Here is a 24153-nt window from a genome sequence, read left to right on the forward strand (position 1 = left end):
CGGCTCAGACCCGCTCGCCCTTGCGGATGCGATAGGACGGCGAATACATCGTTACCAGCTCTTCCGCCGCCGTCGGGTGCACCGCCATCGTCCGATCGAAATCGTCCTTGGTGCAGCCGGCCTTCAGCGAAATACCGAGCAGCTGCGCCATTTCGCCAGCGTCATGGCCAAGGATGTGAGCGCCGAGCACCTTGCGGTCGGCGGCATTGACGATCAGCTTCATGATCATCTTTTCCTTGCGGCCCGAAAGGGTCGCCTTCATCGGCCTGAACTCGGCGCGGTAGACTTCGAGTTCGTCGAACCGGCGCGCCGCTTCCTCTTCGGTCAGACCGACAGTACCGATTTCCGGCTGCGAGAAGACGGCAGTCGCGATCAAGTCGTGGTCCGGCGACACCGGATTGTTCTTGTACTCGGTCTCGATGAAGCACATCGCCTCATGGATCGCGACCGGCGTCAGCTGAACGCGGTCCGTCACATCGCCAAGCGCATAGATGCCGGGCGCGCTGGTGCGCGAGAAGGCGTCGACGATGATGGCGCCGCGCTCGTCCGTCTTGACGCCGGCGGCCTCCAGGCCGAGACCTCTGGTGTTCGGCACACGCCCGAGCGCCAGCATGACCTGGTCGGCGACGATGTCGCCGTGCTTCATCGTGTGCGCGACGCGCTTGCCGTCGGCGTCGAGCGTGACGGACTGGATGATGTCCTCGCAAAGGATGCGGATGCCCTTCTCCTCCATCGCGACGTGCAGCCCGCGGCGCAGGTCATGGTCGAACCGCGAGAGAATTTCCTTGCCGCGATAGATCAGCGTCGTCTCGACGCCGAGGCCGTGGAAGACATTGGCGAACTCGACGGCGATGTAGCCGCCGCCGGCGATCAGGATCGACTTCGGCAGTTCCGCAAGGTCGAAGGCTTCGTTGGAGGAAATGCAGTGCTCGTGGCCCGGCAGCGCGTCATGCGGGGTCGGATGACCGCCAACGGCAATGACGATGCGTTCGGCCGTTACCGTCTTGCCGCTGTCGAGCAGGCGAACCGTGTTCGGGCCGACGAGCTCGGCGCGCGTATGCAGGATTTCGGCGCCCGCATTGTTGAGGCCCTTCTGGTAGAGCCCTTCGAGCCGGGTGATTTCCTGCTCCTTGGCGGCGACCAGCTTCTTCCAGTCGAACGTGCTTTCGCCGACCGTCCAGCCGAAGCCCGCTGCATCTTCGAAGTGCTCGGAAAACTGCGACGCGTAGACATAAAGCTTCTTCGGAACGCAGCCGCGGATAACGCAGGTGCCGCCATAGCGAAACTCTTCCGCGATCGCGACCTTCTTGCCGAGGCTTGCCGCCAGGCGCCCGCTGCGCACGCCGCCCGAACCGCCGCCGATTACGAAAAGGTCATAGTCGAAAGCGGGCATGGGCAGTCTCCTGAAAGCAAGCGGGCCGAAATGGCGATCTGAAAAGCGCGCCGAACGATCCTGGGCCGACACGCAACCGGGCGCAGCCGATGGCCGCGTCGCAGGCACATATAGTGGAGCCTCCGGGCAAAAGAAAAGCCCGGATCGCTCCGGGCTCCTCGAAACGTGATGAAGGCGCTCGGCGCCGCAGCTTATTGTGCCGGCGCCTGAACTGCACCTTCGGCTGCTGCCGGCTGGGTGGAGCCGACCTTCTCGTCGAGCGACTTGGTCGCTTCCTGGGTCAGGTCGCGCGATACGCCCGATGCCCAGATGTCTGCGGCCTTCAGGAGTTCGCGGGATGCGATCGGGCCGTCGTTCAGGAGCTTCTTGCCGGCGGCCGAGTTGTAGAACTCGGTGATCGCGTTCAGCTCTTCGAGCGAAAAGGTCTTGGCGTAGATCGTCGCGGCTTCGTTCTCGAGATCGGCGCGGCGGGCGGCAAGGCTCAGCGCCTTGTCGTCGACGGTCGCGGTGATCAGTTCCTGATGGTTCGGCGATGCCTGGATCAGCGTGTTCTTCAGACGCTCGGCAAGGTTCGGCAGAATGTTGTCGAAGCTGTTGGTTACGCCGAGAGCAGCGATCGTCGCGCGCGCCGCCTTGATCTGGTCTTCGGAGACGTCTTGGGCCTTAACCGCCGGAACGGACGCGGACAGCAGAACCGCGGTGGCAGCGAAAGTGCGGACAAGACCTGCGAGTTTGTTCATTTTTACCCTTGCTCCTGTGTTTGTCGCATGCTGCCCGGGCGATTGCCGCCGCCAGGCCCGCATGTATGGAAACCTGTTGTCTTCACCGCTCCTGCCCCTGACGGGGCAGCGAAGCCGGCTCAGGACGCAGTCAGCGTGCGTGCCCCTTGCGGCCCGGCAATGATTGCCAGCGAAGCGATGCCGATGAAAAGCCCGTGCTCGACGACGCCGGGAATGGCATTCAGCTCCCCGGCGAGCGCATCTGCATCAGGAATACGGCCAAAAGATGCATCGAGAATGAGGTGCCCGCCGTCCGTCAGGAAGGCGCCGTCATGGGACTGGCGGACAGTGATATCGCCGGAAAGTCCGAGGCGCGAGGCAACCTTTTCGATCGCGATCCGGGTTGCCACCTGACCGAAAGGATTGACCTCGATCGGAAGCTTGAAGGCGCCGAGAACGTCGACCACTTTCGTCTCGTCGGCAATCACGATCATGCGCTTGGACGCAGCCGCAACGATCTTTTCGCGCAGCAGCGCGCCGCCGCCGCCCTTAATCAGACGCAGCTGACCATCGACCTCGTCGGCGCCGTCGATCGTCAGGTCCAGTTCGGGCAGCTCGTCGAGCGACTTCAGCGAAACACCGAGTTCGAGGCAGAGCCGCGCCGTGCGCTCCGAGGTGGGAACGCCTTCGATGCGAAACCCCGCTGCAACCTTCTCGGCCAGGAGCCGCACAAACTCCTCGGCCGTGGAACCCGTGCCGATGCCGAGACGCATGCCGTCTTCGACATATTCGAGCGCCGCGGCCGCGGCTTTGATCTTCATTTCGCGGGCGTCCATGCGCCGGTCGCTCCCTTGTGATTCGCACGGGCAGCAGGCCGCAATCAGCGAACGGCCGCCCGTTTTCCGCTGTGACACTTACACGCCCGACGACGCAAACAAAAGTCAAAATGAAATCGGCACTCAGGATTCCGTGTGCTTGCCGGCGTCGCTTGCCATTGCAATCGCCGATGAGTTCGCCTACCCGATCAACAACGGTTTTCAGCGCCAAGAGGTTTTCTCCTTGTCTTCTCCCATTGTCGTCTTCGACCTCGACGGAACGCTCGTCGACACGGCGCCAGACCTGGTCGCCAGCCTCAACCATGCGGTTACCCAGGCCGGCGTCGAGCCGGTCACCTACGGCGACCTCACCCATCTCGTCGGCCACGGTGCCCGCGCCATGATCGAGCGCACCTTTGCGATGCGGCAAAAGCCGCTGGCCGAAGACATGCTGGAATGGCAGCTGAAGGAATTCGTCGATTTCTACCACGGTTCGATGCCGGGCGATTCGCTGCCCTATCCGGGCCTAGTCGACGCGCTCGACCGCCTATCCGGCGCCGGCTTCAAGCTCGCGGTCTGCACCAACAAGCCGGAAAAGCTCGCCACGCGTCTGCTCGAACGGCTCGGCCTGATCGAGCGCTTCGCCGCGATATCGGGTGGCGATACCTTCGAAGTGCGCAAACCGGATGCTGCCCACCTGCTGCGCACCGTCTCCAATGCCGGGGGCCTGGCGACCCGCGCCGTGATGGTCGGCGACAGCCTCAACGACTTCCTCGTCGCCCGCAATGCTCAGGTGCCCTCGATCGCCGTTCCCTTCGGCTATTCCGATGTTCCGGTCGAAAGCCTCGACCCCACCGTTGTCATCAGTCACTTCGACGAACTGACCCCGGATCTGGTCTCGGGCCTGTTTTCCAAATAGCAGAAAGGAAAAAGGCCGCTCGAAGCGGCCTTTTTCTTGTTTATCCTTCCGCCCGGCGTGCGCCGCGCGTCGCCTCGAAGGCCCGGTTCATATACATGTCGCGCTCATAGACGTCGTTGAAGTACTCGACCACGCCGTCCTTGTTCGGCCAAGCCGTGAAGTAGGCGACGTAGACGGGAACCTTCACCGGGACCTGCAGCGCCTTGTTGCGGCCGCCGGCGATCTCCTTGCCGACATCGTCGACGCTCGTGCCGAGCACGGCCGCCGCCATCAGGCGCGGATCGGCAAGCCGCACGCAGCCATGGCTGAGCGCGCGATTGTCACGCTTGAAGAAGCTCTTCGACGGCGTGTCGTGCATGTAGATCGCGTGACTGTTGGGGAACAGGATCTTCAACTCGCCAAGCGCATTGTCGCTGCTCGGCGGCTGACGCACGGCAACCGATGCGGTCGAGCCGTTCCAGTTGACCGATGCGGACGGGACCGGGCGACCGCCGACCTCGACCTGGTAGCCCATCCGGTCGAGATAGTTCGGGTCGCTCCTGAGCTTCGGCAGCATCTCGTTGACGATGATCGACTGCGGCACGCCCCAGTAGGGGTTGACCTCGACCGTCTGAATCTCGTCCTGGAAGAAGTAGGTCTGGTTCGCCTTGGAGCCGACGACGACGCGCATGGAGAACTGCTCGGCGCCCTTGTCGGCGTAGGTGGCGGTAAAGGCCGGCTGGTTGATGAAGACGTAGCGGTCGCCGAGACCATCCGGCAGCCAGCGCGCCTGCTCCATGGCGATTTCGAGCTTGTTGATCTTGGAGGCGACCGTGTCGCCGCCCGTCAGGATGCGAAGTGACGCCTGGCCGACGACACCGTCGGCCTTGAGCCCGTGCTCCTGCTGGAAGGCCTCCACCACAGTAACCAGCTCCGGCGTGTATTCCGGCGTGCCCTGGTAGGCGGCAAGAACCGTGGCATGATCGGCCTTCAGCTTCTCCGAGCCCTTGAGGCGGATACCTGCGATGATGTTGGCGAGCTCGGGATTGCTCTGACCCGGCTTCAGCAGCGTGCCGGGCGCGATTTCGACGCGCTGCTCAACGCTCTGCTCGGAGCGCAGCTTCACCAGTTCGGCAGAGAGAGCGGCAAATTGCGCGCTCTTCGGGTTCTGCTCATTGAGAAGCGCGGTCATGTCGCTGCTTGCCGACATCTTGTCGAGAAGCGGCAGCAGATCCACCGTCTTGCGCTTGAAGTCGTGGTAGCCGGAGATCTTGTTCGGGTCGATGCGACCGCGCACCGTGTCCTGCACGTAGCTGAGCGTCGCTGCCGAAAGCGCGATCTCGAACTGCACAAGCTCTTTCTCGCGGGCGATCATGTCGCCACGATCGAACGTATCGGAGGGCACGCTGACGGCATAATCCTGCGGATCGAGGCCGACCTTGGCGGCGTCGGCAAGAACGGCAACCGCCGCCTTCGCCTTGGCGTTGACGCCTTCGGCGCCAATCCAGATGTAATCCATGCGGGCGCCGTAATGGGCTTCGACCGCCTTTGCCACGTCACCCGAGGCGCGCACATTGATGCCGGGAAGGAATTGCCGCGCGTCAGCCAGCGGCATGCGCAGCACCGGCGGCAGCGCGTCGTTGCGCACGGAGCCGGTGACCAAGGGATCGAGCAGCTTGTCGGTTGCGATCCGACGCAGCGGCTCCGCCTTGTAGGTATAGTATTTCGGGCCGGTGATCTTCGGCAGCGGCTTGGCCGCCTGCTGCGGGTCAGCCATCGTGCCGACGCCGGGGAGCGGCTGGGTCGGTTGCACCTGCTGCGCCTCGGGCTTCTTTCTGCCTGCCCGAATGAAATCGCCGAACGTGAAGGCCGAAGCCGGCCGCGCGTCCATGGTCGCGATCGCACAGCCGCTCATGAGCGCCACGATCGCTGCCGTCTTAAGAACTCTCATATGAAACTACGTCCCCGTATCGCGTTGTCGCCGAATTCGGCTGAAGCCAGATTCTCGCCACGCCCTCGTGCGCTAAAAGTTATAGAAAAGGATGGTGAATGAAAAGGAAACGCGCCGATAACGATCGTCCTCGAACCTCCGTTTAGAATCTCCCCAACGCCTCATTTGCAGGACGTTCAGCGAGCGATAAAAATTTGATCCCACTGGATTTTATTTCGGTGCGCGCGTTGGCACGGGCGGCGGCCGGCGATCGGCGCTGGAAAAGAAGATGGCGTCTGTGACCGAAACATCACAACGCCGCCAAACGCCCGGCAAGGACCGAATCACGGTGACGCGGCATGCACCCGCCACGCCCAAGGGGTTTCAAACGATTGTAGCATGGCCAGCCATGGACCGCCCCTTTACAAGCTCCAGCCGTCGGGGCAGAGAGAGGCCCGGCACCCTGGAGAGATCGGCCACACGCCCCCTCGCCCAGGCTTGATGAACCGCATGATCAAGGCAGGTATCACGATGACATCGACGCGCACGGAAACAGATACGTTCGGCCCCATCGAAGTGGCAAATGACCGCTATTGGGGCGCCCAGGCCCAGCGTTCGCTCGGCAACTTCAAGATCGGCTGGGAAAAACAGCCGGCCTCGATCGTCCGGGCGCTCGGCATCGTCAAGCAGGCGGCCGCCCGCACCAACCAGGCGCTCGGCCGGCTGGATTCGACCGTCGCCGATGCCATCGTCAAGGCTTCCCAGGAAGTGATCGACGGCAAGCTCAACGACCATTTCCCGCTCGTCGTCTGGCAGACCGGCTCCGGCACGCAGTCGAACATGAACGCCAACGAGGTGATCTCGAACCGCGCCATCGAACTGCTCGGCGGCGTCATGGGCTCGAAGAAGCCGGTGCATCCGAACGACCACGTCAATATGAGCCAGTCGTCGAACGACACCTATCCGACGGCCATGCACATCGCCTGCGCCGAGCGCGTCATCCATGACCTGCTGCCGGCGCTGAAGCACCTGCACAAGGCGCTCGAAGCCAAGGTCAAGGCGTTCGACCACATCATCAAGATCGGCCGCACCCACACCCAGGACGCAACGCCGCTGACGCTCGGCCAGGAGTTCTCCGGCTACGCGGCGCAGGTCGCCTCCTCGATCAAGCGCATCGAAATGACGCTGCCGGGCCTTTGCGAACTCGCCCAGGGCGGCACGGCCGTCGGTACCGGCCTCAACGCGCCTGTCGGCTTTGCCGAAAAGGTCGCCGAAGAGATCGCCAAGATCACCGGCATCGCCTTCACCACCGCACCCAACAAGTTCGAGGCGCTCGCCGCGCACGATTCCATGGTCTTCAGCCATGGCGCGATCAATGCGACAGCCGCCGCCCTCTTCAAGATCGCCAATGACATCCGCTTCCTCGGCTCCGGCCCGCGCTCGGGTCTTGGCGAACTGTCGCTGCCCGAAAACGAGCCTGGCTCGTCGATCATGCCCGGCAAGGTCAACCCGACCCAGTGCGAAGCCCTGACCCAGGTCTGCGTCCAGGTGTTCGGCAACCACGCCGCACTCACCTTCGCCGGCAGCCAGGGCCATTTCGAGCTCAACGTCTTCAACCCGCTGATGGCATACAACTTCCTGCAGTCGGTGCAGCTGCTGGCCGATGCGGCCGTATCCTTCACCGACAATTGCGTCGTCGGCATCGAGGCACGCGAAGACAACATCAAGGCGGCACTCGACCGCTCGCTGATGTTGGTGACGGCGCTTGCTCCGAAGATCGGCTACGACAACGCCGCCAAGATCGCCAAGACCGCCCACAAGAACGGCACGACGCTGCGCGAAGAAGCAGTCGGCGGCGGCTATGTGACCAACGAAGAGTTCGACGCGGTCGTTCGTCCGGAAACAATGATCAGCCCGGCCTGATCCATTTTGATACACCACGGCGCCTCCAAGGCGCCGTGGCTTTGATGTCGCGAACGCACTGTCGATCGGCAAAATCTGCCGTGATCGGTCATGATGCGGCGGCGCGACGGCGGCAAATATTAAGACTTCGCAAATCATTTGCCCCTAAAAATAATGACCGATAAGCAGCGTTTCATATTAGGGGGTTTGCAGATGCAAACGGCAAGCTCGGGCAAGGCTCAGACGCCCGATATCGCAGCGCAGGTAACCCATGCGATGCGCATGATGGGCGTGGCGCCCATCCCCCGCAACTACGAGCTCTATTACGAAGCCTATCTCGGCTCCAACCCGCAATTGTCGAAGGAGCTGGCAGCGCTCGGCAGCCGCGCGACCCAGGAAGAACTGGATGCAATCGGCGCGCAGTACTTCAGCCACATCCATCGCTCCACCGGCATCGAACGCGCCCACACCACGCTTGCGGCCAAGCTTGCCGAACTCGTCACCCTGTTGCGCGACGAGCAATATGCGCTCGAGAACTACAACAAGGTTCTCGACGAGGCCTATGTCAACATCGTCAGCAAGAGCGCGTCGAGCGCCGATATCCTGCGCAACGCAATCGGCATCCTGACCGACGCCACGGCCGAGACGATGAGCCAGGGCAAGGAACGCGTCGAGACTGTCGTGCAGAAGTCCTTCGAGATGGAGGTCATTCGGCAGGAACTCGACGAGTACAAGCGTATCGCCAACACCGACTCGCTGACGCGGCTCGCCAACCGCCGTGCCTTCGACGACAATCTGGCGGCCGTCTACAACAACGAGCACCTGCGAAACTTCACCGGCCTGCTCGTTGCCGACATCGACCATTTCAAGAAGGTCAACGACACCTTCGGCCATCCGGTCGGCGACAAGATCCTTGCGACCGTCGGCGGCGTACTGCGTGCCAACCTGCGCCGCGAAGCCTTCGTCGCGCGCACCGGCGGCGAGGAGTTCGCCATCATCCTCGGCGACAGCAGCCAGGAAGAATGCCTCCAGATCGCCGACCGCATCCGCACCGTGCTGGCCGCAACGCCCTTCCGCAACTCCAAGACCGGCGTCAATTACGGCCCGATCACGCTGTCCGTCGGCGTCTGCATGGCGACGGCCGCCGAAGACCCGGTCGACCTCTACAACAAGGCCGACATCGCGCTCTACTCGGCCAAGAACGCCGGCCGCAACAAGACGGTTCTCTTCGAAGACGGCATGCGCAAGGAATCCGGCCGCAACTGGCTGATCTACCGCCGCTGAGACCGCAGTGCCTACCTGAAATGAAACCGACAACGGGCGCCTTCACGGGCGCCTTTTGCGTTTCATGGGCAACGAGCCCGCTTTCCGCTCAAATGCGTTACCGGCGACAGGCATCGGCGCCAGCGGCGCGAGCGATTGCGATGATCTCCGGCCGGTACTCGAAGTGCATCGTGTCGAAGTGATACCAGCGGCCGCCCCAGATGAAGCCGTGTTTCTCGAAGGCTTGGACGATGTCCAGCGGATAGCGGTTGCGATAGCCGCCCCTGGCCTTTCCGGCCCAACGCCAATAGTCGGCAAAGCGCGTGTTGATATCGATGGCCGCACCGAAGCTGTGGACCGACAGCGTCGCAGCGCCGGCAATCGGCCGCCAATTGAAGGTACCGGCACTCGGGCTGAGATAGCGCTTGAGTTCGGCTTGCCGCGAAAGGTCCGCAATAACAGCCTTCAGCGCCGCCGCCATCCCGTGCTTCCTCGTCACTTGCAGCCGCTCGCCGAACCAGTCCACGCTCACGAGATCCCGCCGGACGGCTGCAGCGCTGCCGCCATAGAGCCGTTTCAGCAGCGCATCGCTGCGGATGCGCCCCGGGTCGAAATCGACCGCCGGTGGCGTCGCACAGGCGCCGAGCGGATAGATCTGCGACAGGCTGTCCTCGACGTCTCCTGCCGCGAGTTTCTCGGCATGGCTTTTCGCTCGGCCGTCGTCGATGACGATCGGCGGTCCGCCATCCCTGAGGACCAGGGCATTATTCTCGATGCGCTCGATGGCATCAGGGTAGCGGGCTGCCAGCAGCCTGAGCTTCTCCGACAGCAACGGCTCGGTGGCAGACGCCTTGCCGATTAGGAGAGCGAGCAGGAGTGCACCTGTCATAGCTTGCCGCAGCACCCTCGCCTCCAGCCTCTGTGCTTGGCCAATCGTGCCGATCAGCCGGGACGCAGCCTACCACATGGTCTTGGCGGCGCGCTCCGCCCATTCGCGGTCATAGGTGTCACGGTCGAAATCCGCCTTGGCGGCCTTCAGAAGCGTGCCAGGCGTCGGCAGCGATTCCGGATCGAGGAAGCGGTCTGGGTTCCAGAGCTGGGCGCGCATGACGGCGCGGGCGCATTGGAAATAGACCTCACCGATCGTCACGACGATAACGCTGCGCGGATGTTTGCCGTCGACCTCGAAGCTTTCCGTCAAGCCAGGATCGACACTGAGGACCGCCGTGCCGTTGATTCGCATCGTCGTGTTCGAGCCGGGGATCAGGAACATCAGCGCCACGCGCGGATCGCGCACGATATTGGCGAGCGAATCGACGCGGTTGTTGCCGCGCCAGTCCGGAATCAGCACCGTCCTGTCGTCGGCGATCCGCACGACGCAATCATCGTCCCCGCGCGGCGAGCAATCCAGGCCCTCCGGACCGACGGTCGCGAGCGCGCAGAAAGGCGATGCCTCGATCATCAGCCGGTATTCAGCCGTCAGCGTCTTGGTGACCTTGGCCACCGATGCTTCGCTGACGCCGCCGTAGAGCGCGTTGAGTTCCTCGACCGAGGCGATGATCGACATACCGTCCTCCAATGCTGCCAGAGTTCCCCGGGGAACGATCAGGGCGCTGATCTGCGCGCCGAATCCCGGGCCAGTGACCCTTCGGCCGATAGCATGACAGACTGATGACGACGTCAACGAAAAATAGTCAGGCGGCGGCTTTTTGATCTTCCGCGTGTATGAAGGCGTTGATCCGCGCAATCACCGGTGCGGCCGAAACAATGCGCCTGTGGCCAAAACCGTTTGCCCAGTGCATCTCGACATTCGGCCCGGCCGCCGCATAACGGCGCGCATGGTCGGCGGAGACTTCCTTGTCGTCTTCCGCATGGATGATGAGCGTCGGCACGGCACGCGCCTGGATCACCCGCGCGGCATCGAAATCATCAAGGCGCCGTCCGGACAGACGCTCGACCACGCCTTCGAAAGCCGCCTGCGCCTTTGGCGACAGGCGAAGGATTTTTCCGAACCCTTTGAAAAGCCAGGTCATCTCGCTCGGCGCGCCGATCAGCACCAGCTTTCTCGGCATATGGCTGTGCACGTCGCAGACGATGCCGCCGGCCGCACAGGCCAGGCTGCCGCCGCCGAAGGAATGGCCGACACAGACGTCGAAATTGCCGAAATGCCGCCAGGCCGCGTCGATCGCTAGAACCGCCGCCGGCATCGTCAGCGTGCGCCCCGGCGAAGCGCCGTGCCCTGGCCAATCGAGCGTCACCACCTCGGCGCCGCCCTTGACCAGGCCGTCGATCATCGCCGCCAGATAGTCGCTGCGCGATCCCCAGCCGTGCACGAGGAGAATGCGCTTGGTGTTGGCAGCCTCGCGCGGTGCGGCGAACTTGCGCGCCAGCACCCAGCCGCCGGCATAGGAGAGCGTCACCGGCTGCCCCCTGGCGATCACCGGAGCTGCAGCCGCAAGCGCCGCCCTTTCCTTGGCATTCTTCGGCCTTCTGCCGGGCGTGAGGGTGAACAGCCTGAAAGCGAGCCGCCCGGCCGCCTCGGGTGAAAACGCGTCGACGCCTTTCAGCGCGTTGCGGATGACCTTGATCGCAAAGGATGCCATAGTGAGAATCTCTAAAAATGTTCAATGCTGAACATAATTGTACAACGATGAACAAAAATCAAGTGACCACAGAACATCATTTTCCCTGGGACCACCCTCGCTTCCGCAGCTGGATCGCGGTTGCCCGTGCCTGCCAATTGATGCAGCAGACGGTAACCCGCGAGATCGCCCATCTCGATATCAAGCCCCCGCATCTCGACATCCTGATCAATCTCTACCGGTTCGACGGCATCTCGCAGCAGGAACTGGCGCGCAAGCTCCTGGTCGGCCGCTCCAACATGAGCATGCTGCTGCCGCATCTGGAAAAACGCGGCCTGATCCTGCGTCGCGGTGACGAGAAGGACAAACGGGTGCTCAGGCTATCGCTGACGCCCGAGGGCCGCACGCTGACGGAGGCCGCGATGGAGATCCACACGGCGCTGATCGAAAGATTGCTCGACGATGAGTCGATCGATGACTGCCTGGTGGTCACCCGCTCAATGGAGCGGCTGATCGGCCTGCTCTTGCGGGAGGAAGGCGAATTGGCCTGAGGTGGGCGCCACGCGGCCGTAGCGCCCCTCAAACCACACGCGGGGGCACGGTCGTCGTCAGCGCGGCTTCTCGGCCTTGTCCCGTGACATGCCCTTCTCCACGAGCTCCTGCTCGTAGCCGGCAAACAGTTCCGCACCCTTTTCGCCGAGTTCGCGCAGGTAGTTCCAGGTGAAGATGCCGGTGTCGTGGAAGTCGTCAAAGCCGATGCGCACCGCATAGTTGCCGGTCGGCTGCACCGAAATGATCTGCACGTTGCGCTTGCCGGGCACGGTCACCCGCTGACCGGGACCATGGCCCTGCACTTCGGCCGACGGCGAAAGCACCCGCAGCATCTCGGCCGAGAGATCGAAGGAGGCTCCGTCGTTGAACGTCACCACAAGCCGGTGGCGATCCTTCGACACTCGCAATTCCGTCGGCCAGACTTCGCTCATTTCGCTGCTTCCTTTCGCGTACGACAAACCGGATGCCGGCCATTCGCCGTAATCTGCGTCCCCCGATGCGGCATTGCTCTGAAGGACAACAATGCACTAGCGCAGAAATCGGCGCGCGAGAATTACCCGTCTCTTCCGATCAACACTTTGCGACAGTATGCGCCTTGACGCGACGATCTTCGACGACGACATTGAAGGGGCTGGGAGAAAGACGCTTGAACACAGCAACGATAGACAGATCTGGCGCTCTGCCGCTGGAGCAGAAGACAGCCCCGATGATCGACCCCTTCGGCCGGGCGATCACCTATCTGCGCGTGTCCGTTACCGACCGCTGCGATTTCCGCTGCACCTATTGCATGGCCGAGCACATGACCTTCCTGCCGAAGAAGGATCTGCTGACGCTCGAAGAATTGCAGCGTCTCTGTTCCGCCTTCATCGAGAAGGGTGTCCGCAAGCTCAGGCTCACCGGCGGCGAGCCGCTGGTGCGCAAGAACATCATGTTTTTGGTGCGCGAACTCGGTCGCGAGATCGAGGCCGGCCGGCTCGACGAGCTGACGCTGACGACCAACGGCTCGCAGCTTGCGAAATATGCCGCCGAGCTTGCAGACTGCGGCGTCAAGCGCATCAACGTCTCGCTCGACACGCTCAACCCGGCAAAATTTCATCAGATCACCCGCTGGGGCGATCTCTCCAAGGTCCTGGAAGGCATCGACGCAGCCCAGGCCGCCGGCCTGAAGATCAAGATCAATGCCGTGGCGTTGAAAGGCTTCAACGACGCAGAGATTCCCGATCTCATGCGCTGGGCCCATGGCCGCGGCATGGACCTGACCTTGATCGAGACCATGCCGATGGGCGAGATCGAAGAAGACCGGACCGACCACTACATGCCGCTGTCGGAAATGCGCCGGCAACTGGAAGAGCAGTTCACCTTCTCGGAGATTTCCTATCGCACCGGCGGCCCTGCCCGTTACCTCGAGGTGGCGGAAACCGGCGGAAGGCTTGGCCTGATCACGCCGATGACGCATAATTTCTGCGAGAGCTGCAACCGCGTCCGTCTCACCTGCACCGGCACGCTCTATATGTGCCTCGGCCAGAACGACGCGGCCGACCTGCGTACAGCGCTGCGCGCTTCCGAAGACGATGCCTATCTCAGCCAGGTGATCGACGAGGCGATCGGCCGCAAGCCGAAGGGCCACGACTTCATCATCGACCGCGAGCACAACCGCCCGGCGGTTGCCCGCCACATGAGCGTCACCGGCGGCTGATCTTTCATCAGGATACCAATTTGGAAGAACAACCGGCAGGCGGCCCCTCAACCGCCTGCCGGCACCTTCTCCGCGCAGGTGGGGAGAAGGGAATGTGGGGCACACCTTCGTGTCCCCACGTATTCCGCGTGTAAGTGGATAGCGCCTGTATGGGCGCGCTTGCCCCTCCGGCACGTTCCCTCGCCCCGCCTGCGGGGAGAGGGTTGGTCAGCGGGTGCCCAAGCCGCCCGCCCCGACACTCAAGCCGCGTAGCTTCGATGCCCCTGTCCGCGGGCGCCGATACCGTCCGTCCCGGTACGGAAGCGTTCGATCTTGTCGTTGAGCGCTTCCACCTGCCGGCGCAGGCCATGGATCTCGGCGGTGTTTTCCTCGACCATCGCGGCGTTCTGCTGGGTGATCATCTCGACCTGATGCACCGCCGAGTTCACCTCGTTGAGACCGGTGTACTGGTCGGCGGCCGAAGCCTCGATGTTGCTGACGAGGTCGTGGATCGTGCCGATGTGGCTGTTGATCACTGTCAGCGCGTCGCCGGTTTCCTGGACGAGAGCGACGCCACTTCTCACCTGTGCCGAGCTTTCGGAAATCAACCCCTTGATCTCGCGGGCAGCCCCGGCACAGCGCTGGGCGAGTTCGCGCACCTCCTGCGCCACCACCGCAAAGCCGCGGCCCGCCTCGCCTGCCCGCGCCGCCTCGACGCCGGCGTTGAGCGCAAGCAGGTTCGTTTGGAAGGCGATCTCGTCGATGACGCCGATGATGGTGCTGATCTTCTCCGAGGAGCGGTTGATCTCGGCCATGGCATCGATCGCCTTGGCGACCACCTGGCCGGAATGCTTGGCGTAGGAGTTGGTCTCGCCGACCGAAACCGTCGTCTTGCGGGCGCTTTCGGCCGTCGCACGGACGATATCGGTCAATTGACGCAGCGCCCGCGAGCTTTCCTCGAGGGCTGCCGCCTGCTGCTCGGTCCGGCGCGCCAGATCGTCAGCCGACGCGGCGAGATTGCCGGTGCCGCCGGTGATCTCGCCGGTGACAACGCGCACGTCGGCAAGCGTCGCCCGCAGCGCCTCGACCGCATTGTTGTAGGTGCGGGCCATGATCACGTAATCGGCGGGCAGATCCTCGGACATGCCTTCTTCGAGATCGCCATCGGCAAGTGCTGCTAGTACGTCGGAGAGCGCGTTCAGCGCCTGCATCTGCTCGGCCTCGATGCGGGCGCGCTCAGCAGCCCGGCGCGTTTCCTCTTCTGCAGAAAGCGCGCGCGCGGCCTCGGCCTCACGACCAAGCCGGACATTCTCGACCGCATTGTCGCGGAAGACGGCAACCGAGCGCACCATGTCGCCGATCTCGTCGCCGCGGTTGCGGCCTTCGATGGCAACGTCGAGGTCACCATTGGCAAGCCGCGTCATCGTTTCGGTCACGCGCTTCAGCGGACCGCGCAGCGTCTCGACCAGCATCAGGCCACCGATGATGGCGAGCAGCGTGCCGGCGATCATCGCCACGATCGAAACGTCGGCCGAACGCTGGCTGTCGACCTTGCCGGCCTCCTGGGCGCTGCTGACGAAGCTTTCGAGCGTCGTGCTGGCGGCTGCGACCATCGTCGCCGCTTCGGTCTTTGCCGTTTGCCAGCGGCCGCCGACGTCGATCAATGCAGCGGTGTCCTTGTCGATGTTGTCGAGCGACGGGCCGAGCTTACCCGGAAGGTCGCGAAGGGCAGCGTTCTTGCCGCCGAGTTCGCCGAGCTTGGCTGAGGTTTCGCGAACCGCCAGGATGTCGGCCATGACAGGCTCGCGGCCGGCGGCATCGAGCTTGCGATGCAGTTCGCTGATGTGCAGCCGCGTGCTGTCGAGGCCCTTGAAGGTGTCGCCCATCAGCGCGATCAGGGTCTTCAGCTGCGAGATCTCGGCATCCATGCCGACGAAGCGCTTCGCGGCCGTGTCGGAATTCTTTGCGGCCTCCTTGGCAAAGTCCGCTTCGTATTTCGAGAACTTGCTGAGGATCGGCACCAGCGCGTTCTTCTTCGCCTCGTTGTCATCGCCGCCGGCAAGGGTCGCCTGCACCTTCGTTGCCTGATCCTTCAGTTCGGCAATCGGCGCCTGCACCTTTTCCGAGGCGATCTTTTCCGCCTCTTCGATCTGCTTCATGAGATGCGGCAGAAGCTTGTTCGCCTGGTCGATCTTGGCGTCGGGGTTGACGGCCATGGTTACCGGCAGGCGGAATTTCTTGATGCGCTCCGCAAGGCCCTGATAGGCGGCGGCATCGAACAGCAACGCCTTGGCAAAAGCTTCCTTCTCACCCGATTCCTTGCGGATGATGTCGATCTGCTTGTAGGCGCCATTGCCCTGTTCGGTCATGTCGGCAAGAGCCTTGTCGAGCGACGCCGTCACCTGGTCGCGCTCGAGCTTGGTCGCCCAGAGCTTGTCCGTCTGGCTGCGCATGGCTTGACCAAGCGTAAGCACCGAAGCGATTTCCGCCTTGTCCTCGGCACGGGTCAACAGGCCGTCGAGCGTCTTCACGCCGCTTTCCTGTTCGTCGATCTGGGCCGACAGTGCCGTGCGCGTCTCCTCGCTCGGCGCATCGGCAAAAGCCTGCAGCGCGCCGCGCAGCGCCTGGAAATCCGAGAGATTGTTGATGGTTTCCCGCGTCACGGTCATATGGCCGTTGAGCGTGCGGGCAGTGAAGAAGCCGATGAGACCAATGCCGGCGATAAGCGCCACGAGCGGAACCACGAAAAGCAGCACCTTGGTGACGATACGCAGCCGTTGCAGCAAGCGATCGATGAAAGACATTGCGCACCCCTGATTATTCTTATGGGAAGCAGGCCCGCGCGGCGGTTTTTCTTGGTGGAAACACCGATGGGCCATCGGCCGGAGGCTCTCCCAAGCCTCAAGCAAACGTCCCTGGAATGGCCACCCTGCAAGGTTTATTGCGGCGCCACCCCGCCGATCGCGTCATGCGAATGGATGCGGAATTGCGGCGACGATAGGCAGCGAAACTTAAGATTCCGCGAATAAGCTTATGTTCGAGCACACCGGCTTTACCGGCATGCGACAGTCTTTCCGGCAATGGTTCTCCCTCGAAGGCAATCCTTCTACTTGTCGGACAAGAAAAGTCGGAGCGGCATGCGATCCCGTTTGCACAACCCGGCAGCCAATGCTTAAACATTAGGCGATCCATTCACGGATTCGCCTCCCCATCCGCCGGCAGCGCAGGCCGCTTGCCCGGCGTCGCAGGACAGCCAGCATGCAAGCCTCCACCAATTTCCGCGGCATTCTTTTCATGTGCCTGGCGATGGTCACGTTCTCGTGCAACGACGCGCTCGTCAAATCCGTCACCGGCGCAATGAATGTGGGGCAGATCATCTTCGTGCGCGGTGTGCTGACGACGCTGATGGTCGTGCTCGCGGCCTGGCATTTTCGCGCCTTCCGACCGATCGGAACGCTGATGCGGCCGGTGATCCTGCTGCGAATCGCCATGGAGGCGCTGGCCTCGGTCACCTATATCTCGGCCCTCGGTCAGATCCCGCTCGCCAACGCCTCGGCAATCATGCAGGCGCTTCCGCTGGCCGTCACGCTCGGCGCCGCACTCTTCCTCGGCGAACCGGTCGGCTGGCGCCGCTGGACCGCGATCATCGCCGGCTTCATCGGCGTGCTCATCGTGCTCCGGCCGGGCCCCGAGGGCTTCACGCCGGCGGCGCTGACCGTGGTTGGGTGCGTCTTCGTCACCGCCACCCGCGACCTCTGTACCCGCCGCATCGGCCACGACGTGCCGGCGCTCTACATCACCGTATCGACTTCGCTCGTCACCACCCTCGTCGGCGCCTTGCTCATCCAGCCGATGGGCGGCTGGGAGCCGATGTCGACGACGACCTTCAGCCATATCGCTGCGGCAAGCGTTCTGCTGATGCTCGGATACCAGACGATCGTGCTGGCGATGCGGGCCGGCGACATTTCGGTGATCGCCCCCTTCCGCTACACCAGCCTGATCTGGTCGATTGCGATCGGCATCTTCTTCTTTGCCGAGGTGCCGGATCACTGGATGCTAGTCGGCGTCGCGATCATCATCGGTTCGGGTCTCTACACCTTCTATCGCGAGACGCTGCGCGGTCGCAAAGCCGTCGCCCAGCGCTCGCTGACCGGCCCACTGGAATAGGAGCCGACAATGCCCGGAAGCCGTCCCTCGCCCCTGATCAGCGCATCCCTGCCCGCCGTCGTCCTTGGCGGCGGATTGTCGCGCCGTATGGGCAGCCCGAAGTTCGGCCTTCAGCTGGGCGGCCAGACGATGTTGACGCGCATCGTCGCCCGGCTCCGGCCTCAGGTGACGAGCGTCGCCGTCAACCTCAACGTCGATCCGGCCGGCGCCATCGACAGAGGCGTGCTCGTCATCGCCGACACAGTCCCCGGTTTTCTCGGCCCGCTTGCCGGCGTGCTGACAGCCATGCGCCATGTCGCGGCGACCAATCCGACGGCAAGCCACGTCGTCGTTGTTCCGACCGATACGCCGTTCTTTCCGGATGATCTCGTCACCCGAATGGTTGCCGGCCTGACAGAGCACCAGCAGATTGCCGTTGCGGCATCCAACGGGCAGATGCATCCGTTGTTCGGGCTCTGGCCGGTCGCCCTTGCGGACGAGCTTGAGACCTTTCTGACCAGTGACCCGAAGCGCCGCGTCCGCGCCTTCATCGAACGCCACCCTTCGGTAACGGTCGATTTTCCGCTTATCGCGACGGCAGAAGGCGCATTCGATCCGTTCTTCAACGTCAACACGCCCGAGGATCTGACCGACGCGGCGCAATGGTTGCGTTTCTTCGAGGATGACAAAACATGAGCGCCATGAAGATCTTCGGCATCGCCGGCTGGAAGAATTCGGGCAAGACTGGCCTGATGGTACGGCTCGTCACCGAGCTAACGCGGCGCGGCTACATCGTCTCCACCGTCAAGCACGCCCACCACGACTTCGATATCGACAAGGTCGGGGCCGACAGCTACCGCCACCGCGAGGCCGGCGCCCATGAGGTGACGATCGTCTCCGGCACGCGATTTGCCATCATGCACGAATTGCGCGGCGCCCCGGAGCCAAGCTTCAAGGAGATCCTGGCGCGGCTCGCGCCTTGCGATCTCGTCCTCATCGAAGGCTACAAGCGCGAACCGATCCCGAAGGTCGAGGCTCGCCGTCTGGAGTCAGCGAACCGCGAGCCGCTGGCGCCCACCGACCCCCACATCTGCGCAATCGCTGCCGATCATCCGGTAGAAGGCTCCGATCTGCCAGTGTTCGAACTCGACGACACGGCGGCAATTGCCGATTTCGTCGAGAAGGTCACAGGGCTACAGCGTAAAGGCGTCTGAAATGCGCGAAGGCGCGGCAGGCTCAACGCTGTGAGGCACGGCGATACTCTTCAGGCAGCTTCGCCAGCAACTCCTGCGCCTTCTGCATCCCTTGCGCGGCCGCCTTGGCATACCACTCGGCCGCCGCTGAAAGATCCTGCTCCACCCCATCGCCTCTCGCATAGGCGATACCGAGAAAGAATTGGGCGTCGGCATTTCCTTGCTCCGCCGCCTTGCGGAACCACCTGACGGCAGCCGGAGCGTCAATCTCCACGCCTATGCCATTGAGATAGGCGATGGCGAGATTGAACTGCGCCAAGGCATAACCCTGGTCAGCCGAAAGCTTGTAGAGCCGCGCCGCCTCCTTCGCGTTCTTCTCGATACCTTGGCCATTCGCATACATGACCGCCAGGTTGAATTGCCCTTTGGGATCTCCGCGATCGGCAAGCATCAGGAACCAGCGGTGCGCCTCGGCGTAGTTTTCATCGACGCCGGCACCCGTCAGGTACATGGCGCCGACATTCATCTGCGCTTGCGGGTTTCCCTGTTCTGCCGCCTTCAGGAACAACTCGAATGCCTGAGCCTCGTCCTTCGCGACCCCGCGACCCAGCATGTAGAAGATTGCCAGATCCACCTGCGCCGAGACCATGCCCCGGTCCGCCGCCATGTGGCACCACTTCACCGCCTCCCGATCGTCACGCCCGACGCCGAAGGCGCGCGCGTAGATCGTGCAGAGGAGATTCTGTGCCTGCCCGTTTCCGGCATTCGCAGCAAGCCGCAGCCAGCGATCGCCCTCCTTGGTATCGACCCGCCCGGCCTCGCTGTTGAAATAGAGCCTGCCGGCATTCACCTGCCCTTCGATGTTTCCCTGCTCGGCTGCTCGCACATACCAGTTGAGCGCCTCAGGAACGCTGCGTTCGACACCGGTGCCTCTCTCATACATAACGCCGAGATTGTACTGGGCGCGGGGTTCCCCGCCGATCGCGGCGCGCGACTCCCAGCGGTAGGCCTCCGCGTCATTCCTCAGCGTGCCGTTGCCCTGCAAGTAGGCGACGGCAAGATTGTGCATGGCCGCAACCAGCCCCTGGTCCGCAGCCTTCCGATACCATTCGAAGGCCGTGGCCGGATCGCGCGTCGTTCCGCGCCCCTCCTGAAGCATGTAGCCGAAATTGTATTGGGCCGCGGCATAGCCCTGCTCCGCTGCCAGCCGGTAGTAGGCAACGGCCTGCGCGTCATCCTTGGCGACACCCAATCCCTGTTCGTAGTGAACGCCGATATTGTACTGGGCGGCCGGCGTCTTCTGATCGGCTGAAAGCCGAAACCAGCGAAGCGCCTCGACATAGTTCTGCTTCACACCTTCGGCACCGTTGAAGTAGATCGAGCCGAGCAGGAACTGGGCTTTCGCGTTGCCCTTCGCTGCAGCCCTCCCGTACCAGCCGATGGCTTTCATGACATCGTGGGCAACACCTTCGCCGGTCTGGTAGCGCATGCCGAGATCGACCTCGGCCTCAACGTCACCGGCCTCGGCGCGCTCCAGCACCTGCTCGAATGGTGGCAGAGCCGTGCCTGCGCCATAGGCACGCGTAGGCAAGGAAGCCTCCACGAGCAGTGCGATAACGAGCCCGAAGACGACACGTTTCATCCACCCCTCCAGAACCAATCGCATAGGGAGAGAAGCCTAGGGGGAGGAACCGGCAACGGAAAACGGATTTCGACGGGCCGCTACTTTGCGTCGAGCAGCGGCCTCGTGGCCGACGAGACATGAACTGCCGCGGAGGGCGCGCCGCATTCACGGCCCACACTTGCGGCTTACGCCAACGGCCTCGGCGTGCGGATATTTTCCAGAATCAGCCGTTGCTGGCGGTCAGTTCGTCGCGCCGACGGTCATTTCGTCCGGAATGTCGTTCAGTCGCACGAAGCTGTAGCCCTTCGCCTTGAGGTCGAGGATGCCGCGGGCAACGCCGGCGCCGGCGGAATGGGTCGGTTGGTTGATATGGGCGATGATGACGTCACCGTCCTTGGCGGCGCGAATGCGCTTCTCCGCCATCGCCGCACCCAGCAGCGAGCCACCGTCGCCGTTCACCGAGTAGCCGGCGATGCGGTAGCCCATGGCGCGGATCTGGCTCATCGACGAATGGGTGTATTTGGCCGTCGCGCCGCGAAACCACTTCGGCGCCGGCAGGCCATGCGCCTTGATTGCGACAGCACCGCCACCGACTTCGGCGGCGACTGCCGCCTCGGAGCCGGCTGCCGCGATGCCATAGACGGAAATCTTCACGTCGATCGGCGGCACGTGCATGGCGCCGTGATCCTCGATCTCGAATAGATCCGGATGCGCCTTCATCACCTCGACGACGAGGCCGTTGCGCTTCAGCCAGCGCGCGGTGACGAAGATCGTCGCGGGGATGCGGTTTTCGATCAGTGTGCCGAGGATGCGCATGTCGGTGGCGCCGCTGCAGGCGTCAAGCGTCAGCGCCACCCGCGGCGCTCCGCCCTTTCCCTCGGGATTGGCGGGCAGACGCAGATCCGGCTCGACGAGCCCGGGCGCGGCGATGGCCGAATGGGCGAGCGTGGTGGCGGCAACAAGCGCGAGGGAAAAGGCTTTCATGGCAATCCGAGGAAGAAAAATCTGGGAAGGAATGTCAAACGACGGAAACCCGCCTTTTGCGAGGCGGGTTTCCTGGTCTTATCCGGGCAGTCCTGCCCGAAGCTTGATCAGCCCAGCGCCAATCATTTTGGCGCTGGGCGCGCCTTGTTAGCGCTGCGCGAAGCCCTGTTAGCGCTGTGCGACCGGGCGAACCAGCGGGGTCACACGGCGAATGGTGACGCGACGGTTCTGCTGTTCGGCGTCCTGGGTGCGAACCTTCAGGAACCGCTCGCCATAGCCCTGGGTCGCCAGGTTTTCCGGCGGAATGCCGTAGACCTCGGTCAGCAGCGAGGCAACCGATTCGGCGCGCTTGTCGGAGAGCACCAGGTTTGAGCGGTCCGAGCCAACGGCATCGGTGTGGCCTTCGATGAAGAAGGTTTCACCCGGGTCCTTGGCGAGGATCTTCTCCATCGCGGCTGCGACCTTGCGCATGGTCTTGGCCTGCGACATCGACACTTCGGCGCTGCCCGTCGGGAAGGTGATCGTGTCGAGGTCGACGCGGCGCACCTTGTCGCGCAGGCGGGCGGAGTGGCGGACTTCGTCCATGGTGTAGACGCGCTCGACACGCTCGACCGGCGGCTCTGCCAGGAACTCGTAGTAGTCGCGATCCGGATCGTCGGAAACGTCGGCGATGTAGTCACGAACCGGAATGCGCAGGCGCATCGGCGGCAGTTCGTAGCCGACGTCGATGATCGCCGGACGCGGACCCTCGTCACGCTCGGGCGCATAGATCATCAGGTATTCGTTGCCGTCGCGGTCGACACGCGAGCGCTGCAGGATGTCGCCGTAACGGTTGTAGACGGTGACGATCCGGTAGCCGCCCGGACGCACGATGGTTTCGCGGGTGCGACCGCGCGGAAGCTGATCGTAGTAAGTCTCTTCCGCATCGTAACGCAGGCGCGGACGGTCGTCGCCACGCACGAAGATCTGGTCGCCGACACCGAGGATCACCCGGTTGTCGACCTGCTCGACGATCTTTACCTCAGTGATGTTGTTGGTGATGTTGTTGACCGTCGTGTTGTTGTTGATCACCGTGTTGTTGATAACAGTGTTGTTGACGATGTTGGTCGTCTCCGGAACCACGAAGACCGGAGCCTCATCGACGCGCGTACCCTTTTCGTTGAGGTTCGCTTCGATCTTCTGCGGTAGGTCGGCCGGCATCTCGGCAGCGATCGCAGCCTGCGCTGCGGCATCGTCGGCCGGCGGCGGGGCGTCCTCTTCCTTGGCGCGCAGTTCTTCACGCAGCTTCTGGCGCTCTTCGCGCGCCTGGTTGCCGCCGGCATTGTCGGCGTCCTTGTCGCTGTCGAGCACGGCAGCACCGTTTTCGACCGGCAGCACGACGGTTTCGTCGGTCGCGGCCGGATCATCGGCGATCTTCACCTTCTCTTCTTCCGTGCGGGTGTCGACCACTTCCGGAGCCGGCTGCTGCACCTGTGGCTGCTCGGCCGTTACCGGCTGCTCCGTGCCGGGCACGGGCTGACCTTCGCCGGTCTGCGGCTGCTCGGTACCCGGGACCGGCTGTCCCTCGCCCGTCTGCGGCTGTTCTGCACCAGGCACCGGCTGGCCTTCGCCGGTCTGCGATTGTTCCGCGCCAGGCACAGGCTGGCCCTCGCCAGTCTGCGGCTGCGGCTCGACGGCGGGAGCGGTTTCGCCACCAGCCTTCGGCTTTTCGGCAGCCTTCTGCTCTTCGGCAGCCTTCTGCTCTTCAGCAGCCTTCTGCTCTTCAGCAGCCTTCTGCTCTTCAGCAGCCTTCTGTTCGTCAGCGGTCTTCTGCTCGTCAGCGGCCTTCTGCTCTTCGGCGGCCTTCTGCTCGTCGGCAGCCTTCTGTTCCTCAGCGGCCTTCTGCTCTTCAGCAGCCTTCTGCTCTTCAGCAGCCTTGCGGGCAGCCTCTTCCTCAGCAGCCTTCTGCTGCTCGGCAGCCTGACGTGCCGCTTCTTCTTCGGCAGCCTTCTGCTGTTCGGCAGCCTGACGTGCGGCTTCTTCTTCAGCAGCCTTCTGCTGTTCGGCAGCCTGGCGCGCAGCTTCTTCCTCAGCGGCCTTCTGCTGCTCGGCGGCCTGGCGCGCTGCCTCTTCTTCAGCGGCACGCTGCTGCTCGGCGGCCTGACGGGCAGCCTCTTCCTCAGCAGCACGCTGCTGCTCGGCGGCTTGGCGTGCGGCTTCTTCTTCAGCGGCGCGCTGCTGTTCGGCAGCCTGGCGCGCGGCTTCTTCTTCCGCCTGGCGCTGCTTCTGCAGCAGCAGTTCCTCGTCGGATTGGCCACCGCCCTCCTGTGCAACCTCGAATGGCTTCATCAGGCTGTCGCCCACCGCGGGCGGAACCGCCACGGACACCGACAGCACCGGCAGCGCGACGGTCGCGAACAGCTTGGATCGAATCGACATTTTGTCTTCCTTCCTCTTCCTGGGAGGTCCTGGCCCGCATCCTCTCGTCAACCTGTGAC

Annotated in this window: 20 protein-coding genes; 8 read left to right on the forward strand and 12 right to left on the reverse strand. The window is 63.4% G+C overall.

Going from position 1 to position 24153, the window contains the following annotated elements; translation table 11 throughout:
• Window positions 1–4: 4 nt before the first annotated feature.
• From gor to rpiA, 3 genes are all read right to left on the reverse strand, one after another.
• Window positions 5–1393 carry a glutathione-disulfide reductase gene (gene gor / locus IB279_RS09900; protein WP_090293905.1) on the reverse strand — a complete coding sequence of 463 codons (1389 nt, stop codon included), beginning with the start codon at window positions 1391–1393 and terminating at the stop codon, window positions 5–7.
• Between the two features lie 191 nt (window positions 1394–1584).
• Window positions 1585–2133: a DUF2059 domain-containing protein gene (locus IB279_RS09905; protein WP_034795099.1), complete on the reverse strand. Its 549-nt coding sequence runs from the start codon at window positions 2131–2133 to the stop codon at window positions 1585–1587.
• Window positions 2134–2252: 119 nt separating this feature from the next.
• Entirely contained in the window at window positions 2253–2948 is a 696-nt protein-coding gene (gene rpiA / locus IB279_RS09910) for a ribose-5-phosphate isomerase RpiA (RefSeq protein ID WP_034795102.1), read from the reverse strand.
• A gap of 223 nt (window positions 2949–3171) precedes the next feature.
• Here rpiA and IB279_RS09915 point away from each other — a divergent pair, with 223 nt between their 5' ends.
• Window positions 3172–3846: an HAD family hydrolase gene (locus IB279_RS09915; RefSeq protein ID WP_034795292.1), complete on the forward strand. Its 675-nt coding sequence runs from the start codon at window positions 3172–3174 to the stop codon at window positions 3844–3846.
• Between the two features lie 40 nt (window positions 3847–3886).
• Here IB279_RS09915 and IB279_RS09920 read toward each other — a convergent pair whose 3' ends face one another.
• Window positions 3887–5776, reverse strand: a complete 1890-nt coding sequence (locus tag IB279_RS09920; protein ID WP_112770878.1) for a murein L,D-transpeptidase — start codon at window positions 5774–5776, stop codon at window positions 3887–3889.
• Window positions 5777–6256: 480 nt separating this feature from the next.
• Between IB279_RS09920 and fumC the strand changes: the two genes are divergently transcribed.
• Together fumC and IB279_RS09930 are read left to right on the forward strand one after the other, a co-directional pair.
• Window positions 6257–7678: a class II fumarate hydratase gene (fumC, locus tag IB279_RS09925; protein WP_112770879.1), complete on the forward strand. Its 1422-nt coding sequence runs from the start codon at window positions 6257–6259 to the stop codon at window positions 7676–7678.
• Window positions 7679–7870: 192 nt separating this feature from the next.
• Window positions 7871–8941: a GGDEF domain-containing protein gene (locus IB279_RS09930; protein WP_060585010.1), complete on the forward strand. Its 1071-nt coding sequence runs from the start codon at window positions 7871–7873 to the stop codon at window positions 8939–8941.
• Window positions 8942–9038: 97 nt separating this feature from the next.
• On the opposite strand, the gene IB279_RS09935 is transcribed toward IB279_RS09930, so the two are convergent.
• From IB279_RS09935 to IB279_RS09945, 3 genes are all read right to left on the reverse strand, one after another.
• Window positions 9039–9824: a M15 family metallopeptidase gene (locus tag IB279_RS09935; RefSeq protein WP_234824410.1), complete on the reverse strand. Its 786-nt coding sequence runs from the start codon at window positions 9822–9824 to the stop codon at window positions 9039–9041.
• Between the two features lie 54 nt (window positions 9825–9878).
• Window positions 9879–10487 (reverse strand): pyridoxamine 5'-phosphate oxidase family protein, encoded by a 609-nt coding sequence (locus tag IB279_RS09940; RefSeq protein WP_112770881.1) that lies wholly within the window; start codon window positions 10485–10487, stop codon window positions 9879–9881.
• A 127-nt stretch (window positions 10488–10614) separates the two neighbouring features.
• A complete protein-coding gene (locus IB279_RS09945; protein WP_112770882.1) occupies window positions 10615–11523 on the reverse strand; it encodes an alpha/beta fold hydrolase in 909 nt (302 codons plus the stop codon).
• A gap of 47 nt (window positions 11524–11570) precedes the next feature.
• On the opposite strand from IB279_RS09945, the gene IB279_RS09950 reads away from it, so the two are divergent.
• Window positions 11571–12053, forward strand: a complete 483-nt coding sequence (locus IB279_RS09950; RefSeq protein WP_034795119.1) for a MarR family winged helix-turn-helix transcriptional regulator — start codon at window positions 11571–11573, stop codon at window positions 12051–12053.
• Between the two features lie 57 nt (window positions 12054–12110).
• Here IB279_RS09950 and IB279_RS09955 read toward each other — a convergent pair whose 3' ends face one another.
• A complete protein-coding gene (locus IB279_RS09955; protein ID WP_034795121.1) occupies window positions 12111–12485 on the reverse strand; it encodes a gamma-butyrobetaine hydroxylase-like domain-containing protein in 375 nt (124 codons plus the stop codon).
• A 215-nt stretch (window positions 12486–12700) separates the two neighbouring features.
• On the opposite strand from IB279_RS09955, the gene moaA reads away from it, so the two are divergent.
• Window positions 12701–13750 carry a GTP 3',8-cyclase MoaA gene (moaA, locus tag IB279_RS09960; RefSeq protein ID WP_112770883.1) on the forward strand — a complete coding sequence of 350 codons (1050 nt, stop codon included), beginning with the start codon at window positions 12701–12703 and terminating at the stop codon, window positions 13748–13750.
• 239 nt (window positions 13751–13989) lie between these two features.
• On the opposite strand, the gene IB279_RS09965 is transcribed toward moaA, so the two are convergent.
• Window positions 13990–16533: a methyl-accepting chemotaxis protein gene (locus IB279_RS09965; protein WP_060520679.1), complete on the reverse strand. Its 2544-nt coding sequence runs from the start codon at window positions 16531–16533 to the stop codon at window positions 13990–13992.
• Window positions 16534–16987: 454 nt separating this feature from the next.
• Between IB279_RS09965 and IB279_RS09970 the strand changes: the two genes are divergently transcribed.
• From IB279_RS09970 to mobB, 3 genes are read left to right on the forward strand one after another with little or no spacing between them, the layout of a single operon-like run.
• A complete protein-coding gene (locus IB279_RS09970; RefSeq protein WP_112770884.1) occupies window positions 16988–17896 on the forward strand; it encodes a DMT family transporter in 909 nt (302 codons plus the stop codon).
• A gap of 9 nt (window positions 17897–17905) precedes the next feature.
• Window positions 17906–18571, forward strand: coding sequence for a molybdenum cofactor guanylyltransferase MobA (mobA, locus tag IB279_RS09975; RefSeq protein ID WP_060585002.1), 666 nt, complete (start codon window positions 17906–17908; stop codon window positions 18569–18571).
• Window positions 18568–19089: a molybdopterin-guanine dinucleotide biosynthesis protein B gene (mobB, locus tag IB279_RS09980; protein ID WP_034795131.1), complete on the forward strand. Its 522-nt coding sequence runs from the start codon at window positions 18568–18570 to the stop codon at window positions 19087–19089. Before mobA ends, mobB begins: the two co-directional genes overlap by 4 nt.
• A 22-nt stretch (window positions 19090–19111) precedes the next feature.
• On the opposite strand, the gene IB279_RS09985 is transcribed toward mobB, so the two are convergent.
• The 3 genes from IB279_RS09985 to IB279_RS09995 all read right to left on the reverse strand — a co-directional run bounded on the left by IB279_RS09985 (window position 19112) and on the right by IB279_RS09995 (window position 24094).
• Complete coding sequence (locus IB279_RS09985) at window positions 19112–20710, reverse strand: tetratricopeptide repeat protein (protein ID WP_181529493.1); 1599 nt, start codon at window positions 20708–20710, stop codon at window positions 19112–19114.
• A gap of 222 nt (window positions 20711–20932) precedes the next feature.
• Window positions 20933–21676: a polysaccharide deacetylase family protein gene (locus IB279_RS09990; RefSeq protein WP_060520675.1), complete on the reverse strand. Its 744-nt coding sequence runs from the start codon at window positions 21674–21676 to the stop codon at window positions 20933–20935.
• A gap of 168 nt (window positions 21677–21844) precedes the next feature.
• A complete protein-coding gene (locus IB279_RS09995; protein WP_192339183.1) occupies window positions 21845–24094 on the reverse strand; it encodes an OmpA family protein in 2250 nt (749 codons plus the stop codon).
• Between the last annotated feature and the right edge of the window lie 59 nt (window positions 24095–24153).

Origin of the sequence: Ensifer sp. ENS06 (assembly GCF_014852205.1) — a bacterium.
GTDB classification, from domain to species: Bacteria; Pseudomonadota; Alphaproteobacteria; order Rhizobiales; family Rhizobiaceae; genus Ensifer; species Ensifer adhaerens.

Bases quoted from the DNA above. Each gene is read 5' to 3' on its own strand.
- IB279_RS09950 (WP_034795119.1), top strand. From the start codon at position 11,571: ATGAACAAAAATCAAGTGACCACAGAACATCATTTTCCCTGGGACCAC.
- IB279_RS09985 (WP_181529493.1), bottom strand. From the start codon at position 20,710: ATGAAACGTGTCGTCTTCGGGCTCGTTATCGCACTGCTCGTGGAGGCT.
- IB279_RS09970 (WP_112770884.1), top strand. From the start codon at position 16,988: ATGCAAGCCTCCACCAATTTCCGCGGCATTCTTTTCATGTGCCTGGCG.
- IB279_RS09920 (WP_112770878.1), bottom strand. From the start codon at position 5,776: ATGAGAGTTCTTAAGACGGCAGCGATCGTGGCGCTCATGAGCGGCTGT.
- IB279_RS09940 (WP_112770881.1), bottom strand. From the start codon at position 10,487: ATGTCGATCATCGCCTCGGTCGAGGAACTCAACGCGCTCTACGGCGGC.
- IB279_RS09990 (WP_060520675.1), bottom strand. From the start codon at position 21,676: ATGAAAGCCTTTTCCCTCGCGCTTGTTGCCGCCACCACGCTCGCCCAT.
- IB279_RS09905 (WP_034795099.1), bottom strand. From the start codon at position 2,133: ATGAACAAACTCGCAGGTCTTGTCCGCACTTTCGCTGCCACCGCGGTT.
- fumC (WP_112770879.1), top strand. From the start codon at position 6,257: ATGAACCGCATGATCAAGGCAGGTATCACGATGACATCGACGCGCACG.
- IB279_RS09995 (WP_192339183.1), bottom strand. From the start codon at position 24,094: ATGTCGATTCGATCCAAGCTGTTCGCGACCGTCGCGCTGCCGGTGCTG.
- IB279_RS09965 (WP_060520679.1), bottom strand. From the start codon at position 16,533: ATGTCTTTCATCGATCGCTTGCTGCAACGGCTGCGTATCGTCACCAAG.
- IB279_RS09955 (WP_034795121.1), bottom strand. From the start codon at position 12,485: ATGAGCGAAGTCTGGCCGACGGAATTGCGAGTGTCGAAGGATCGCCAC.
- mobA (WP_060585002.1), top strand. From the start codon at position 17,906: ATGCCCGGAAGCCGTCCCTCGCCCCTGATCAGCGCATCCCTGCCCGCC.
- mobB (WP_034795131.1), top strand. From the start codon at position 18,568: ATGAGCGCCATGAAGATCTTCGGCATCGCCGGCTGGAAGAATTCGGGC.
- IB279_RS09930 (WP_060585010.1), top strand. From the start codon at position 7,871: ATGCAAACGGCAAGCTCGGGCAAGGCTCAGACGCCCGATATCGCAGCG.
- gor (WP_090293905.1), bottom strand. From the start codon at position 1,393: ATGCCCGCTTTCGACTATGACCTTTTCGTAATCGGCGGCGGTTCGGGC.
- rpiA (WP_034795102.1), bottom strand. From the start codon at position 2,948: ATGGACGCCCGCGAAATGAAGATCAAAGCCGCGGCCGCGGCGCTCGAA.
- IB279_RS09945 (WP_112770882.1), bottom strand. From the start codon at position 11,523: ATGGCATCCTTTGCGATCAAGGTCATCCGCAACGCGCTGAAAGGCGTC.